Annotated in this window: 16 protein-coding genes and 1 pseudogene; 15 read left to right on the top strand and 2 right to left on the bottom strand. The window is 67.0% G+C overall.

The window, feature by feature from the left end; all coding sequences use genetic code 11:
- Positions 1-40: 40 nt before the first annotated feature.
- Positions 41-1,309: a tyrosine--tRNA ligase gene (gene tyrS / locus ACW17W_RS10125; protein ID WP_492076739.1), complete on the bottom strand. Its 1,269-nt coding sequence runs from the start codon at positions 1,307-1,309 to the stop codon at positions 41-43.
- A gap of 280 nt (positions 1,310-1,589) precedes the next feature.
- Between tyrS and ACW17W_RS10120 the strand changes: the two genes are divergently transcribed.
- Genes ACW17W_RS10120 through ACW17W_RS10105 form a run of 4 tightly spaced genes read left to right on the top strand, consistent with a single transcriptional unit; the run spans position 1,590 to position 4,584 of the window.
- Positions 1,590-1,883 (top strand): hypothetical protein, encoded by a 294-nt coding sequence (locus tag ACW17W_RS10120; RefSeq protein ID WP_492076738.1) that lies wholly within the window; start codon positions 1,590-1,592, stop codon positions 1,881-1,883.
- Between the two features lie 9 nt (positions 1,884-1,892).
- A complete protein-coding gene (locus ACW17W_RS10115; protein WP_492076737.1) occupies positions 1,893-2,432 on the top strand; it encodes a DOMON-like domain-containing protein in 540 nt (179 codons plus the stop codon).
- Positions 2,429-3,631: an exo-beta-N-acetylmuramidase NamZ family protein gene (locus ACW17W_RS10110; RefSeq protein WP_492076736.1), complete on the top strand. Its 1,203-nt coding sequence runs from the start codon at positions 2,429-2,431 to the stop codon at positions 3,629-3,631. Before ACW17W_RS10115 ends, ACW17W_RS10110 begins: the two co-directional genes overlap by 4 nt.
- On the top strand, positions 3,631-4,584 hold the full coding sequence (locus ACW17W_RS10105; RefSeq protein WP_492076735.1) for a DMT family transporter: 954 nt from the start codon (positions 3,631-3,633) through the stop codon (positions 4,582-4,584). Before ACW17W_RS10110 ends, ACW17W_RS10105 begins: the two co-directional genes overlap by 1 nt.
- A 262-nt stretch (positions 4,585-4,846) precedes the next feature.
- On the opposite strand, the gene ACW17W_RS10100 is transcribed toward ACW17W_RS10105, so the two are convergent.
- The gene (locus ACW17W_RS10100; RefSeq protein WP_492076734.1) at positions 4,847-5,497 is read right to left on the bottom strand and encodes an alpha/beta hydrolase; all 651 of its coding nucleotides are present in this window, start codon (positions 5,495-5,497) and stop codon (positions 4,847-4,849) included.
- A gap of 157 nt (positions 5,498-5,654) precedes the next feature.
- Here ACW17W_RS10100 and ACW17W_RS10095 point away from each other — a divergent pair, with 157 nt between their 5' ends.
- From ACW17W_RS10095 to ACW17W_RS10045, 11 genes and pseudogenes are all read left to right on the top strand, one after another.
- A complete protein-coding gene (locus ACW17W_RS10095) occupies positions 5,655-6,143 on the top strand; it encodes an Rrf2 family transcriptional regulator (RefSeq protein ID WP_492076733.1) in 489 nt (162 codons plus the stop codon).
- Complete coding sequence (locus ACW17W_RS10090; RefSeq protein ID WP_492076732.1) at positions 6,140-7,270, top strand: cysteine desulfurase family protein; 1,131 nt, start codon at positions 6,140-6,142, stop codon at positions 7,268-7,270. Before ACW17W_RS10095 ends, ACW17W_RS10090 begins: the two co-directional genes overlap by 4 nt.
- A complete protein-coding gene (gene sufB, locus ACW17W_RS10085) occupies positions 7,270-8,736 on the top strand; it encodes a Fe-S cluster assembly protein SufB (RefSeq protein ID WP_492076731.1) in 1,467 nt (488 codons plus the stop codon). The genes ACW17W_RS10090 and sufB overlap by 1 nt, the downstream gene beginning before the upstream one ends.
- Entirely contained in the window at positions 8,733-9,209 is a 477-nt protein-coding gene (locus ACW17W_RS10080) for a hypothetical protein (protein ID WP_492076730.1), read from the top strand. The genes sufB and ACW17W_RS10080 overlap by 4 nt, the downstream gene beginning before the upstream one ends.
- Positions 9,193-9,339: pseudogene (gene sufC / locus ACW17W_RS10075) on the top strand (Fe-S cluster assembly ATPase SufC); the annotation flags it as partial. The gene ACW17W_RS10080 and the pseudogene sufC (ACW17W_RS10075), both read left to right, overlap by 17 nt.
- A gap of 7 nt (positions 9,340-9,346) precedes the next feature.
- On the top strand, positions 9,347-9,811 hold the full coding sequence (locus ACW17W_RS10070; RefSeq protein WP_492076729.1) for a hypothetical protein: 465 nt from the start codon (positions 9,347-9,349) through the stop codon (positions 9,809-9,811).
- Between the two features lie 53 nt (positions 9,812-9,864).
- Positions 9,865-10,110 (top strand): hypothetical protein, encoded by a 246-nt coding sequence (locus ACW17W_RS10065; RefSeq protein WP_492076728.1) that lies wholly within the window; start codon positions 9,865-9,867, stop codon positions 10,108-10,110.
- Positions 10,111-10,115: 5 nt separating this feature from the next.
- Positions 10,116-10,865 carry a Fe-S cluster assembly ATPase SufC gene (gene sufC, locus ACW17W_RS10060; protein ID WP_492080303.1) on the top strand — a complete coding sequence of 250 codons (750 nt, stop codon included), beginning with the start codon at positions 10,116-10,118 and terminating at the stop codon, positions 10,863-10,865.
- Positions 10,862-11,875, top strand: a complete 1,014-nt coding sequence (sufD, locus tag ACW17W_RS10055) for a Fe-S cluster assembly protein SufD (RefSeq protein WP_492076727.1) — start codon at positions 10,862-10,864, stop codon at positions 11,873-11,875. Before sufC (ACW17W_RS10060) ends, sufD begins: the two co-directional genes overlap by 4 nt.
- 131 nt (positions 11,876-12,006) lie before the next feature.
- Complete coding sequence (locus ACW17W_RS10050) at positions 12,007-13,224, top strand: cysteine desulfurase (protein WP_492076726.1); 1,218 nt, start codon at positions 12,007-12,009, stop codon at positions 13,222-13,224.
- The gene (locus ACW17W_RS10045) at positions 13,224-13,616 is read left to right on the top strand and encodes an SUF system Fe-S cluster assembly protein (RefSeq protein WP_492076725.1); all 393 of its coding nucleotides are present in this window, start codon (positions 13,224-13,226) and stop codon (positions 13,614-13,616) included. The genes ACW17W_RS10050 and ACW17W_RS10045 overlap by 1 nt, the downstream gene beginning before the upstream one ends.
- Positions 13,617-13,776: the final 160 nt, after the last annotated feature.

The following is a 13,776-nucleotide window of genomic DNA, read 5'->3' as shown; positions in this document are numbered from 1 at the left end:
GAAATCCTCTCATCGATTGCCGTCACTACGACTTCGGCGATCAAACGGGTCGCACCAGAACGATTTTTTTCTTGCCGGCCGCCAGTTTGAAGACGCCGTCGGCATTGATGTCGCCCGCCTCGATCAACCGTGCGCCGTCGGCGACGGGCTGGTCGTTCAAACGCAGGCCGCCGCCCTGGGCCAGACGGCGGGCCTCGCCGTTGGAGGCGCTGAGACCGGCCCTGGTCATGACGGAGGCGATCATGGCGCCGATTACCTCTTCGCGCGGCAGTTCGACGGTCGGCAGGTCGGCGGACAGCCTGCCTTGTTCGAAGGCGCTCTCGGCCGCGCCTCTGGCGCTGGCCGCCGCCTCTGCGCCGTGCAGCAAGGTGGTCGCTGCGTCGGCGAGAGCCTTCTTGGCCTCGTTGATCTCCGCCCCGGGCAAGGCCTCCAGCCGGGCGATCTCGTCCAGCGGCAGGTCGGTGAACAGGCGCAGGAACTTGCCGACGTCGGCGTCTTCGGCGTTGCGCCAGAACTGCCAGTAGTCATAGGGACTGAGCTGTTCAGCGTTCAGCCAGACCGCCCCTTGCGCCGTCTTGCCCATCTTGCCGCCCGAGGCCGTGGTCAGGAGGGGGGTGGTCAGGCCGTAGGCGGCCTTCTGGTCCACGCGGCGGACCAGATCGACGCCCGAGACGATATTGCCCCACTGGTCCGACCCGCCCATCTGCAGGGTCACATTGTGGCGGCGGTTCAGCTCCAGGAAGTCCACTGACTGCATCAGCATGTAGTTGAACTCGAGGAAGCTCATCGGCTGTTCGCGTTCCAGCCGCAGCTTGACCGAGTCGAAGGCCAGCATCCGGTTGACGGTGAAATGGGCGCCGTAGTCGCGCAGGAACTCGATGTAGCCGTACTGCGACAGCCAGTCGTCATTGTTGATCAGGATGGCGTCGGTCGGGCCGTCGCCGAAGGTCAGGAAGACCTCGAACACCGACTTGATGGAGGCGATGTTGGCGGCGATGTCGGCGTCGGTCAGCTGCGGGCGTGAGCTGTCGCGGCCGGTCGGGTCGCCGACCTTGGTGGTGGCGCCGCCGATGATGACCACGGGCTTGCCGCCCGCCTGCTGCAGCCGGCGCAGCATCATCACCGAGATGAGATTGCCGACGTGCAGGCTCTTCGCCGTGGCGTCGAAGCCGACGTAGCCGACCACAATCCCGGCCGCAGCGGCCGCATCCAGCTCGGCGGGGTGGGTCACCTGGTGGATGTAGCCGCGGTCACGCAGGGTGGTGAGGAAGGCGGACTTGAAGTCGGTGGGGGCAGGGGTCTCGGTCATGGCGGTTCCGTTAGCAGGGAGGCCAGCGGGCGTCATCCGTTTCCGGGGAAGAACGCGCCGCCGGCGAGGGCGGCGCGTGGGTTCGCGGCCGCTCGCTAGCTCAGCGGGCGGTAATACAGGCCGGTGCGGGCGGTGACGGCGAACATCCGGGCTGGATAGGGCGCGGTGCGCCGGAGCGTCAAGCCCGCCCCTTTGAGGCGCGGGGCGAAATGGGGTTGAAGCCACGCGGCGTCATGGTCGATTAGAGGCGTGACGCCGCTCCTGACGAAAGACGATCCTCATGGCCCTACCCGTGCGAAACCCGGCGGCCCTGCGCCTGCTGATCGGCTGGATCGTCATCGCGGCGCTGACGCTGGGCGGACTGGCCCTGATCGGGTTCGGGCCCGGGAGCGCGGGCTTCAACTCCGTCTTCCTGCCGGCGATCGTCGCGGTCCTGTTCCAGGGCGGCGCGGCCTTGATGGCGGTCCGGCGCGGCCATGTGCGGCTGGGCTGGATCATCCTTCTGTCGCCGACCGTGCTGCTGATCGGGACGATCGTGCTGATCTTCGGTCTGTATCTCCTTGGCAGACCCTGAGGCCGATCCGTGCCCGGCGCCACTCTCATTCCGCACCCCGCATCGCCGTCCGGCCCTGCGACGACGATCGCGGTCGAATATGTGCGGCGGGCCGGGCAGCTCTGGCTTCGCTTCATTTTCGAGGGCGATCCCGACCTGGTCCTCTGGCCGGCAGAAGCACCGTCGGGACGTGCGGATGATCTCTGGACCCACACCTGTTTCGAGGCCTTCGTCAGCACGCCCGACGGCTATCGAGAGTTCAACCTGTCTCCGTCCGGTCAATGGGCTGCGTACCGTTTCACCGGCTATCGCGACGGCATGAGCGCTGCGGATGAGGGCGTCGTGGTCGATGGTCTCGACGGCGGATCGGACTACGTGGCTCTGGAGGGCCGGATCGACCTTCCCGACGACGCGCATCGTCTCGGCCTCTCCGCCGTCATCGAGGACATCGACGGCGACAAGACCTATTGGGCCCTGGCCCATCCGTCGGATAAGCCGGACTTCCATCATCCCGACTCGTTCACGCTGGTCCTGCCGGCGCCCGAAGCCGCTGCAACGGAAGCCAAATGAAATTCGGCATCGACCGCCTGATCTCCGAACACGCGCTTCAGGCGGAACTGAAGGGACGGCGCGTGGCCCTGCTGGCCCATCCGGCCTCGGTGACGGCGGACCTGACCCATTCGATCGATGCGCTCGCCGCCATTCCCGGCATCCAGCTGACCGCCGCCTTCGGTCCCCAGCACGGGATGAAGGGCGATCTGCAGGACAATATGATGGAGACCCCGGACGAGACGGATCCGGTGCACGGCATCCCGGTCTTCAGCCTGTATGGCGAGGTGCGGCGGCCCAGCGGCCCGTCGATGACCACCTTTGACGTCATCCTGATCGACCTTCAGGACGTCGGCTGCCGCATCTACACCTTCGTCACGACCCTGCTCTATGTGCTGGAGGCTGCGGCGGAGCACGGCAAGACGGTCTGGGTGCTGGACCGCCCCAATCCGGCCGGGCGCCCGGTGGAGGGCACGATCTTGCGGCCGGGCTGGGAGAGTTTCGTCGGGGCCGGGCCCATGCCGATGCGGCACGGCATGACCCTGGGCGAGATGGGCCACTGGTTCATCGATCATTTCGGGCTGAAGGTCGACTATCGCGTCATCGAGATGCAGGGCTGGGACCCGGAGGCCGCGCCGGGCTACGGCTGGCCGCTGGGCGAACGCAGCTGGATCAACCCCAGCCCCAATGCGCCCAATGTGTCGATGACCCGCGCCTATGCCGGGACGGTGATGCTGGAGGGGGCGACCCTGTCGGAGGGACGCGGCACCACCCGGCCGCTGGAGCTGTTCGGGGCGCCCGATATCGACGCCCGGGCGGTGATGGCGGAGATGAAGGCGCTGGCCCCCGACTGGATCAAAGGCTGCGTCCTGCGCGACTTCTGGTTCCAGCCGACCTTCCACAAACACGTCGGCCGGCTGTGCAACGGGGTCCAGATCCACGTCGACGATCCGCACTATGACCACACCACCTTCAGGCCGTGGCGGGTGCAGGCCCTGGCGTTCAAGGCGATCCGGCGGCTCTATCCCGACTATGACCTGTGGCGGGACTTCCCCTATGAATATGCGTTCGGGAAGCTGCCGATCGATGTGATCAACGGTGGGCCGGAGTTGCGCGAGTGGGTGGATGACCCCGCCTCGATGCCGGACGACCTGGACGCCGTGGCCGGCCCCGACGAGCGGGCGTGGATCGAGGCGCGCAAGCCCTTCCTGCTGTATTGATGACCACCTCCCGCGACCGGTGGGTCGGGACGGCCTGCGGCGTCGGGGCCGGGGCCATGTGGGGGCTGGTCTTTCTGGCGCCCAAGATCGCGCCGGACGCCTCGCCCCTGCTGATGAGCGCGGGCCGGTATCTGGCCTATGGGCTCATCGCGGCCCTTCTGCTGGCGCCGCGCTGGCGCAGGGTGACGGCTCTGCTGAACGCCAGGGCGTGGTGGGCGCTGGCCTGGCTGAGTCTGGCGGGGAACATCGTCTACTACCTGTTCCTGGTCGTCAGCGTGCATTTCGCGGGCGTCGCGGCCTCGGCCCTGATCGTCGGCATGGTGCCGGTGGTGGTGGCGGTCTGGGGCCTGCGCGACGCGGACGCGCCGCCGCTGACGAAGGTGGGGCCGCCGATCCTGCTGGCCGCGCTGGCCGTGGCCCTGATCGGGTGGGAGAGCCTGTCGCGCGAGGGCGCGGGGCGGGATGGGGGCTCGGTGTTGATCGGCCTCGGCTGCGGACTGGCGGCCCTGCTGTGCTGGTCGGCCTATGCGGTGGGCAACAGCCGCTGGATGGCCCGGCTGCCGCAGGTCAGCGCGCATGAGTGGTCGTTGTTGACCGGAGTGGTGACCGGCGGTTTCGCCCTGCTGCTGGCCGGGCCGGCCCTGGTCGGCGGCGGGGCGATGACGCCGGACCAGTGGGCGCGGCTGGGGGCGGTCAGCGTCGGGGTGGCGGTGCTGGCCTCCATCGTCGGCAACGCCTTCTGGAACCAGGCGAGTCGTCTGTTGCCCCTGTCGATGCTGGGCCAGATGATCGTGTTCGAGACCCTGTTCGCCTTCCTGTACGGCTATCTGTGGGAAGGGCGGGGGCCGACGGTGGTGGAGGTCGCGGCCATGATCCTGATGGTGGTCAGCGTGGTGTGGTGCCTGCGGGCGCACCGGTCGTCCACGGTCGCGGTGGTGGAAAGCGAGCACTGACCCGCCAGGCGGGAAAAAGCGCACTCGAAGAAAAATGGAGTGCACATCGTGCACATTTTCTCGTGAGGCGGGGCGTGGTGAGCGCGCTCAACGGGAAGCGAGCGTGATCGGCGGCGATGTCAAAGACCGGGCCGCAGAGTGGCATGGCGATGCGTCAGAAACGGTCGTGTGCTTCCACAACCCGGCTATCGTCATCCTCCGGTCTGCGCCGCTGCGCGGCTTGCCGGAGGATGACGATCGCTAGAGAAGCGAAGCGTGCGGCTTACGCCGGCTCGGCTTCCAGTCGCTTGTCCAGATACAGGCCCACGCGGCGGTCGACGGCGTCGATATGGTCCTGCCAGAAGTGGCTGGCGCCGTCCTCCAGCTCATAGTCGATGACGATGCCCTTCTGGGTGCGCAGCTTGTTGACCACGCGCTCGACCTCGACCGGCGGCACGATGGTGTCGGCGGTGCCATGCAGGAACAGGCCCGAGGCCGGGCAGGGGGCCAGGAAGCTGAAATCGTACATGTTCGACGGCGGCGAGACCGAGATGAAGCCGTCCGTTTCCGGACGGCGCATCAGCAGTTGCATGCCGATGTAGGCGCCGAACTGATAGCCGGCGACCCAGGTCTGGGTGGCGGCCGGGTTGTTGGACTGGAGCCAGTCCAGGGCGGTGGCCGCGTCGGCCAGTTCGCCGATGCCGCTGTCGAACTCGCCCTGGGACTTGCCGACGCCGCGCGAATTGTAGCGCAGGGTCGCAAAGCCGCGCTTCACGAACAGCTGGTACAGGGTCACCGCCACCGGGTTGTTCATATGCCCGCCCGCCTTGGGGTGGGGGTGCAGGATCAGGGCGATCGGGGCGTTCGGGCGTTTGCCCGGAGAATAGCGGCCTTCGATGCGGCCCGATGCGCCGGGCAGGATGACTTCAGGCATAGGGCTCTGGAATCCGTTCAACTGTCGTTTCGAGACGGGGGAATACTTGACCGCAGCGGTAGGACTTTCTAAGTCCAGCCGGCGCGCAACCGCCTTCGGGAAGGCGCGGGTCTTAGCATAGAGGCCCCGAAAAGCGCGAGATTTTTGAAGGCCCCCGATGCGACTCTCGACCAAGGGACGATACGCCGTCATGGCGATGGCCGATCTGGCCAGAAACGGCCGCGCCGACGGCGAGGTTTCACGCGCTGTGTCGCTGGCCGAAATCGCCGCCCGACAGGAGATTTCGCTGTCCTATCTGGAACAGCTGTTTGCCCGTCTGAGGAAGAGCGGGCTGGTCCAGAGCGTGCGCGGCCCCGGCGGCGGCTATCGTCTGGCCAAGGGGGCGCATGAGACGGTGGTGGCCGAAATCGTTCTCGCCGTCGACGAACCGATCCGCGCCACCCGCTGCGTGGCCCACGGCTCGCCCAAGGGCTGTATGCTGGCCGGCGAGCGCTGCATCACCCACAATCTGTGGGAGGACCTGGGCGACGAGATCCATCGCTATCTGGCCGGGGTGTCGCTGGAAGACGTGGTGATGAACCGAACCGGCTCGCGTCGGCACACGCCGACCAGCCCGGACGCCTCGTCCGTCGGGGTGGCGGCATGACGGTTTATCTCGACAACAACGCCACCGCCCCGCTGCGGCCGGAGGCGGTGGAGGCGATGACGGCGGCGCTGGCCGAGGTCGGCAATCCGTCGTCGATCCATGCGGCCGGCCGCAAGGCGCGGGCGCGGGTCGAGACGGCGCGCGGTCAGGTCGCGGCCCTGATCGGCGCCTCGGCCCAGGACGTGACCTTTACCGGCTCGGGCACCGAGGCCAACGCCCTGGCCATCCATTCGGCGATCGCGGCGGGCTTTCGTCGACTGATCGTCAACCCGACCGAACACCCCGGCGTGCTGGAGACGGTGCGGGCCACAGGACTGCCGGTCGAATGGCTGGAGGTCGAGGAGGACGGGCTGGTCGCCATCGACGAGATCGGCGAGCGGCTTCAGGCCTCCGATAGGCCGGCGCTGGTCATCGTCCAGTTCGCCAACAGCGAGACGGGGGTGGTCCAGACCTTCCCGGAGGTGGCCCAGGTCTGCAAACGCTTCGGCGCCTGGCTGCACGTCGATGCGGTTCAGGCGGTCGGCAAGACCCCGATACAGGCGCACCATGTCGGCGGCGACACCTGGACCCTGTCGGCGCACAAGCTGGGCGGACCCCAGGGCGTGGGCGCCGTGGTCAACGTGACCGGCCGGACGTTGACGCCTGACCTGCGCGGCGGCGGTCAGGAGCGCGGCCTGCGCGCCGGCACCGAGAATGTCGCGGCCATCGCCGGCTTCGGCGCGGCGGCCGAGGCGGCGCTGAACGACTTCGACGCCATCGCCCGCCAGCAGCCCTGGCGCGACGCGGCCCTGGCGCGGATGGAGGCCGTCGGCGCCGAGGCCGTCGGGGCCGGCGCCTGGATCCTGCCCAATGTCCTGTCGGCGGCCGTCGAGGACTGGCCCAGTGGAATGCAGGTCATGGCCCTGGATCTGGCGGGGGTCATGGTCTCGGCCGGCTCGGCCTGTTCCTCGGGCAAGGTGGCGAAGTCGCCGGCGCTGGAGGCCATGGGGTTGACCCATCTGGCCGGGGGCGTGATCCGCGCCTCGGGCGGCTGGGCCACGACCGAGGCCGACTGGGTCCGGTTCGCGGACGTGTGGATTGAAGCCTACGGCGCCTGGCGCGCCAGACGACAGGAGAGGGCCGCGTAATGGCCGCCGTTCAGGAAACCATCGACGCCGTCGCCGCCCTCGAGAAATACGAGCACGGCTTCACCTCGGACATCGAGACCGAATACGCCCCCCGCGGGCTGAGCGCCGACATCGTCCGCTTCATCTCCGAGAAGAAGGGCGAGCCGGAATGGATGCTGGAATGGCGTCTGGCCGCCTATGAACGCTGGCTGGCCATGGAGGAGCCGAACTGGGCCTCGGTGAAGTACGAGCCGGTCGATTACCAGTCGCTGTTCTACTACGCCGCGCCCAAGAAGAAGGACGGGCCCAAGTCGCTGGACGAGGTCGATCCGGAAATCCTGGCCATCTACGCCAAGCTGGGCATTCCGCTGGGCGAGCAGGCGGTGCTGGCCGGCGTCGAGGGCGCGCCGCGCTATGCCGTGGACGCGGTGTTCGACAGCGTCAGTGTGGTCACCACCTTCAAGGCCGAACTGGCCAAGGTGGGCGTGATTTTCATGCCGATTTCTGAGGCCTTGCGCGAATATCCGGATCTGGTGCGGCAATATCTGGGATCGGTGGTGCCGGTCTCGGACAACTATTTCGCGGCCCTGAATTCGGCTGTCTTTTCTGATGGATCCTTCGTCTACATCCCGCCGGGCGTAAAATGCCCGATGGAGCTGTCGACCTATTTCCGCATCAACGCCAGCCAGACCGGCCAGTTCGAACGCACCCTGATCATCGCCGACAAGGGCAGCTACGTCTCCTATCTGGAGGGCTGCACCGCCCCGATGCGGGACGAGAACCAGCTGCATGCGGCGGTGGTCGAGCTGGTCGCCCTGGACGACGCCGAGATCAAATATTCGACGGTCCAGAACTGGTACCCCGGCGACGCCGAGGGCAAGGGCGGCGTCTACAACTTCGTCACCAAGCGCGCCGACTGCCGGGGCGACCGGTCCAAGGTCAGCTGGACCCAGGTCGAGACCGGCTCGGCCGTGACGTGGAAATATCCGTCCTGCGTCCTGCGCGGCGAAGAGAGCTCGGGCGAGTTCTATTCGATCGCCATCACCAATGGACATCAGCAGGCCGACACCGGCACCAAGATGATTCATCTGGGCAAGAATTCGAAGAGCCGGATCATCGCCAAGGCGGTGTCGGCGGGGAAGTCGGACTCGACCTATCGCGGCCTGGTCTCGGTGCATCCCAAGGCGACCGGGGTGCGCAACTTCACCCAGTGCGACAGTCTGTTGATCGGCGGCGACTGCGGCTCCCACACGGTGCCCTATATCGAGGCCCGCAACGGCTCGGCCCAGCTGGAGCATGAGGCGACGACCACCCGCCTGAGCGACGACCAGCTATTCTACGCCCAGCAACGCGGCCTGTCGCAGGAGGAGGCGGTGGCGCTTCTGGTCAACGGCTTCGTCCGCGACGTGATGCAGAAGCTGCCGATGGAGTTCGCGGTGGAAGCGCAGAAGCTGGTGGCGATCTCGTTGGAAGGGAGCGTGGGGTGAGCTTCCTTCAGGCGCAGTACGAAGCAGAGACGCACCGACTGGAAATGGAATCGATGGCGAAGGCGGAAGCTGATCGACTAGCCGAGCTGGCTAGGAAGAAAAGTCCAGAGCGACTTTGGCTCGAGGAGCTTTTCGAGATGCTCGCCGTCGAGGCAGCGTTTGCATCGGCTAAGGGTTTCAAACTGGAGGACCGGCACGATCAAATCGTCCTTCAAGGTGAGCACAGTCTCATCTCGGTCCACGTGAACTGCCAGAAGCTTCAGGTGTCCAAGCTGGCGATCATGACGGTCCTGCCGGGTGACAAGGCGAAGAAGAAGGCCGCACCAGAGAACGCTCAACCTCTCCAGTTCGCGATGCCTATCGGCGAGGGCGATACCCAATGGGTCGAAACGGCCAAAGAAGCCGTCGAACTAATCGGGCGCTATCTCGCTCAAGCAACTTTCCGAAGTGATTTGAATGCTATCGATCAATAACCTCCACGTTTCCGTCGGCGACAAGCCGATCCTCAATGGCCTGACGCTCGACGTTCCGGCGGGCGAGGTGCACGCCATCATGGGGCCGAACGGGGCGGAAAGCCGGGAGCTGTGCTATGTCAGAGACGGAGGTCAGCATGTCCGCCTTACCTAAGACCCGCGCCATAACCCTCGAAGTTGAGGACGGTCTCGCCGAGCGGTTTCAACGCGCCGCCGAGGATCGGGGTATCTCCCTGAACGAGCTGATCGTCGGTTTCGCGGACTGGACCTTGCAGGAGCAGCAGTCCATGTCGAACGCCCCGTTGACGCCTGAGCAGATCGCTCAGGTCGAGGCCGGGATCGCGTCCGCCGAGCGCGGTGAGCTGATCCCGCAAGAGGAAGTGTTTGCCCGACTGAAGGAGCGCTTTCCAGACGAGACCGGGCGCGAAATCCTCGAACGCGCCGTGGAGTCGTACAGCGAGTTGCTCACCTATGCCGCCGATATGCCCGCCCTGCACGAAGACTGGGATGCTCAGGTCGCGAGGGGCCTGGCCGATGTCGCGCGAGGGGACGTCACGCCGCAGCACGAAGTCTTCGCCCGTTGGAAGGCAAAGTACGGGTGAGGATCGTCGAGTGGGGTAGGTCCGCGGAACTCTCGGCTGAGCGATTCCTGGACATGCTGCTGGACGAAAATCCAGCGGCAGCCAAGCGAGCGCGCGAGGAGATCCAGGGCGCCACCCGGCGCTTCATGTGGATGCCGACGCCGGGGCGAACCTCAACGCGGTGGCCCGGCTGTCGAGAACTGGGCCTCCTGCGTTGGAAGAAGATTATCGTGTTCAAGATCTTCCCAGACCGCCTTTCTGTGTTGGCCTTTCTCGACGCCCGACAAGACCTCGACACCATCGACCTGACTGAAAAATGAAACCCATGCTCTCCATCTCCAACCTCCACGTTTCCGTCGGCGACAAGCCGATCCTCAAGGGCCTGACGCTCGACGTTCCGGCGGGCGAGGTGCACGCCATTATGGGGCCGAACGGGGCCGGGAAGTCGACTCTGGGCTATGCCCTGTCGGGGCGGCCCGGCTATGAGGCGACCGAAGGCGCTGTGTCGTGGAATGGCGAGGACCTGCTCGACCTCGACCCGGCGGCGCGGGCGGCGAAGGGCGTGTTCCTGTCGTTCCAGTATCCGATCGAGATCCCCGGCGTCCCGGCCCTGACCTTCGTGCGCACGGCGCTGAACGCCCAGAAGCGGGCGCGGGGCGAGGAGGAGGTGTCGGCGCCCGCCTTCCTCAAACAGGTCAAGGCGGCGTCGGCGGCGTTGAAGATGGACTTTGACATGCTGAAGCGGCCGCTGAACGTCGGCTTCTCGGGCGGCGAGAAGAAGCGGATGGAGATCCTGCAGATGGCCCTGCTGGAGCCGTCGTTGCTGATCCTCGACGAGACCGATTCCGGCCTCGACATCGACGCCCTGCGCATCGTGTCGGAGGGGGTGAACGCCCTGCGTTCGCCCGACCGCGCCATGCTGGTCATCACCCACTATCAGCGGCTGCTGGACTATATCAAACCCGACCGGGTCCATGTGCTGGCCGCGGGCCGGATCGTGGCCTCGGGCGGGCCGGAGCTGGCGTTGCAGCTGGAGGCGGAAGGGTACGACAAGTATCTGCCGCAGGCGGCATGACGGCGCTGGACCTGCGCGACCCCTCCACCTTCCCGTCGCGGCGGGTGGAGGCGTGGAAATACACCGACCTGCGGCGGGTGCTGAAGGATGCGCCCGAGCCGTCGCCGACCACCGCGATCGGCCCGCCCGGACCCTTCTACGACCTGGGCGGCGAGGCCATCGTCTTCGCCAACGGCCGACCCGTCGGCGTCGCCGACTTCATCGCTTCGGGCGACCAGACCCTGCGCCTGCGGTTCATCTCCAACGCTGTCGGCTCCGGCCATACCGCCTCGGCGCGGGTGGTGGCGCGACCGGGCGCGCGGCTGCTGCTGGTGGAGACCCACGAGGGCTCGGGCTCGGCCTATGTCGCGCACAACCGGCTCGACATTGACGTGGCGCGGGACGCCGAGGTGATCCGCGTGGTCCTGGTCGAGGAGCCGGAAGACTCCATCTCGATCACCGACATCGACGTGCGCGTGGCGCCGGGCGGCGTCTATCGCCAGACCACCATCACCACGGGCTCGAGGCTGCAGCGTCAGGCCACGACGGTCGCCCATGGCGGCGAGGGGACGGAGATCACCCTCGACGGCCTGTACGCCCTGTCCGGCGAACGCCATGCCGACCTGACCAGCGTTGTCCGCCACGGCGGGCTGAACGGCGTCACCTCGCAACTGACCAAGGGCGTGGTGCGCGACACGGCGCGCGGGGTGTTCCAGGGCAAGATCGTGGTCGAGCGCGGGGCGGACGGTACGGACGCCCGCATGGGCCACCACGCCCTGATTCTGGGTGAACGGGCCGAGGTGGACGCCAAGCCGGAGCTGGAAATCTATGCCGACGACGTCCAGTGCGCCCACGGCAATACGGTCGGCAATCTGGACGAGAGCGCCCTGTTCTACATGCAGCAGCGCGGGATCCCGCTGGACGAGGCGCGGGCGCTGTTGACCCAGGCCTTCCTGTTCGAGGTCTTGGACCGCATCGCCCACGAAGGCGCGAGAGAGGTGGTGAGGGCATGGCTGACGGAACGGCTCTAAATCCTCCCCCATCGGGGGAGGGGGACCACCCGAAGGGTGGTGGAGGGGGCTCGCCCCAGACACCGTCTTTGCAGTCAGCCCCCTCCGTCACGGCGCAAGCGCGCCGCGCCACCTCCCCCAACGGGGGAGGAATGTTCGACCCCTATGCCGCCCGCGCCCAGTTCCCGATCCTGTCGCGGACGGTGAACGGCAAGCCGCTGGTGTATCTGGACAACGCCGCCTCGGCCCAGAAGCCGCGCGCGGTGATCGACGCCCTCGTGGCGACGATGGAGGGCGGTTACGCCAACGTCCATCGCGGCCTGCACACCCTGTCGAACGAGGCGACCGAGGCCTTTGAAGCCGCGCGGGAAAGCGTCGCCCGCTTCCTGAACGCGCCGTCGCCGGACCAGATCGTCTGGACCAAGGGGGGGACAGAGGCGATCAATCTGGTCGCCAACGGCCTCGGCCTGTCGATCCAGCCCGGCGACGAGATCATCGTCTCGGAGATGGAGCACCACTCCAACATCGTGCCCTGGCACCTGCTGCGCGAGCGGCAGGGGGCGGTGCTGAAATGGATCCCGATCCTCGATGACGGGTCGCTGGACATGGCGGCCTATGCCGAGCTGCTGGGACCCCGGACGCGGATGGTCGCGGTCACCCACATGTCCAATGTGCTGGGCACGGTGAACCCGATCACCGAGATCACCCGACTGGCCCATGCGGCGGGGGCCCAGGTGCTGATCGACGGCTGTCAGGGCGCGGTGCACGACACGCCGGACGTGCAGGCCGTGGGTTGCGACTGGTATGTCCTGACCGGCCACAAGCTGTATGGCCCGACCGGCATCGGCGCCCTGTATGGCACGGCCGGGGCGCTGGAGGCCCTGCCGCCGTATCAGGGCGGGGGCGAGATGATCGAGACGGTCACCCGCGACGCCGTGACCTATGCCAGGCCGCCGCACCGGTTCGAGGCCGGCACCCCGCCGATCCTCGAGGCCATCGGCCTGGGCGCGGCGCTGGAGTGGCTGTCGGGCTTCGACCGGTCGGCGGTGGCGGCGCACGAGCATGCGCTGTACGCCCACGCGCGCGCGCGCCTGGACGGTCTGGACTGGCTGCGGGTGCTGGGCGAGGCGGACGGGAAGGGGGCCATCCTGACCTTTGCGGTCCAGGACGCCCACGCCCACGACATCGCCCAGATCATGGATCGCTACGGCGTCGCCGTGCGGGCGGGGCTGCACTGCGCCGAACCCCTGTCGAAAAGACTGGGGGTGACGTCGAGCACCCGGGCCTCCTTCGCCCTATATAACACCGTGGAAGATACGGATGCCTTTGTGGACGCGCTGATCAGGGCGCGGGAGTTTTTTGTGCAGTGATGACCGACGACGTAAAAATCAGCGACAGCCCGACCTTCGCCGAGACCTGGTCGGAACCGCAAAAGAGCGCCCTGTCCCAGGCCGAGCTGGACCAGCTGACCGACGACCTGATCGCGGCGCTGAAGACGGTCTATGACCCGGAAATCCCGGTCGACATCTATGAGCTGGGCCTGATCTACAAGGTCGATGTCTCCGACGATCGCGATGTGCTGGTCGAGATGACCCTGACGGCGCCCGGCTGTCCCGTGGCCGGCGAAATGCCGGGCTGGGTCGAGGATGCTGTGGAAAAGGTCCCGGGCGTGAAGTCGGCCAGGGCCAACCTTGTGTTCGACCCGCCCTGGGATTCTTCCAAGATGAGCGACGAGGCCAAATTGGCCCTGAACATGTTCTGATGGGGAGAACCCTCCACATTCCGTCACCCCCGGGCTCGACCCGGGGTCCGGACGTTCCGGGGCGTTGCGTGGGAGCGCGTGTCCAGGTCGCAGGGCCCGCCTTCCCTGTCTTGAGTGGGGAAAATCCGATCCTCGGGTCGAGCCCGACGATGACGGTTGG

Source organism: Brevundimonas sp. FV1ye29L (assembly GCF_058681095.1).
This window is presented reverse-complemented; position numbering and strand designations above follow the sequence as displayed.

What these genes read in the sequence shown, in the direction of transcription:
- tyrS (WP_492076739.1), bottom strand. Translation starts at nt 1,309, where the DNA reads ATGACCGAGACCCCTGCCCCCACCGACTTCAAGTCCGCCTTCCTCACC.
- ACW17W_RS10120 (WP_492076738.1), top strand. Translation starts at nt 1,590, where the DNA reads ATGGCCCTACCCGTGCGAAACCCGGCGGCCCTGCGCCTGCTGATCGGC.
- ACW17W_RS10110 (WP_492076736.1), top strand. Translation starts at nt 2,429, where the DNA reads ATGAAATTCGGCATCGACCGCCTGATCTCCGAACACGCGCTTCAGGCG.
- ACW17W_RS10105 (WP_492076735.1), top strand. Translation starts at nt 3,631, where the DNA reads ATGACCACCTCCCGCGACCGGTGGGTCGGGACGGCCTGCGGCGTCGGG.
- ACW17W_RS10100 (WP_492076734.1), bottom strand. Translation starts at nt 5,497, where the DNA reads ATGCCTGAAGTCATCCTGCCCGGCGCATCGGGCCGCATCGAAGGCCGC.
- ACW17W_RS10095 (WP_492076733.1), top strand. Translation starts at nt 5,655, where the DNA reads ATGCGACTCTCGACCAAGGGACGATACGCCGTCATGGCGATGGCCGAT.
- ACW17W_RS10090 (WP_492076732.1), top strand. Translation starts at nt 6,140, where the DNA reads ATGACGGTTTATCTCGACAACAACGCCACCGCCCCGCTGCGGCCGGAG.
- sufB (WP_492076731.1), top strand. Translation starts at nt 7,270, where the DNA reads ATGGCCGCCGTTCAGGAAACCATCGACGCCGTCGCCGCCCTCGAGAAA.
- ACW17W_RS10070 (WP_492076729.1), top strand. Translation starts at nt 9,347, where the DNA reads ATGTCCGCCTTACCTAAGACCCGCGCCATAACCCTCGAAGTTGAGGAC.
- ACW17W_RS10065 (WP_492076728.1), top strand. Translation starts at nt 9,865, where the DNA reads ATGCTGCTGGACGAAAATCCAGCGGCAGCCAAGCGAGCGCGCGAGGAG.
- sufC (WP_492080303.1), top strand. Translation starts at nt 10,116, where the DNA reads ATGCTCTCCATCTCCAACCTCCACGTTTCCGTCGGCGACAAGCCGATC.
- sufD (WP_492076727.1), top strand. Translation starts at nt 10,862, where the DNA reads ATGACGGCGCTGGACCTGCGCGACCCCTCCACCTTCCCGTCGCGGCGG.
- ACW17W_RS10050 (WP_492076726.1), top strand. Translation starts at nt 12,007, where the DNA reads ATGTTCGACCCCTATGCCGCCCGCGCCCAGTTCCCGATCCTGTCGCGG.
- ACW17W_RS10045 (WP_492076725.1), top strand. Translation starts at nt 13,224, where the DNA reads ATGACCGACGACGTAAAAATCAGCGACAGCCCGACCTTCGCCGAGACC.